This is a genomic window from Variovorax sp. 01N429 (assembly GCF_056399425.1).
Genome location: NZ_JBFTRG010000211.1, coordinates 1 through 382, shown reverse-complemented (window position 1 = coordinate 382; position 382 = coordinate 1). Strand labels below are relative to the sequence as shown.

1 protein-coding gene is annotated in these 382 nt (G+C 73.8%); it reads right to left on the bottom strand.

Features of this window, described 5'->3' with window-relative positions; translation table 11 throughout:
• On the bottom strand, positions 1 to 382 hold a 382-nt coding region (locus AC1DSF_RS31290), incomplete at both ends, for a hypothetical protein (protein WP_478184195.1).

Sequence of the window (382 nt, the reverse complement as noted above, 5' to 3'; positions counted from 1 at the left end):
CGAGCGGAGGCCGTCGTTGTTGAGCTCGCCGCCGCGGGAGGTGCTCGCCGTGGAGAGTGCGGCGCGCAGGGCTTGGCCGCCGAGTCGGCCGAGTTTCTGCTCCCAGCCTTGTGCGTTGGCGAGGTCGATGTGCTGGGGCGGGGCGGGGACGTCCGGGTCGGCGCACAGGTCGGCGACGGTCTGGATGCGCCGGTACATGTCCTGCATCTCGGTGAAGATGCGTGCCCGCAGGTCTCCCGCGTCCGCGCGCGGACAGGGCAGCGGGGTGGTGCGCAGCGCACTCGCGTCGTCGAGGTGCCGGGCCGCGAGGAGCCGGGTTTCGAGGGCGGTCCAGAGGGTCCCGGCGATGCCGTCGAGGAGCCGGTCCGCGGTGATCCCGGGG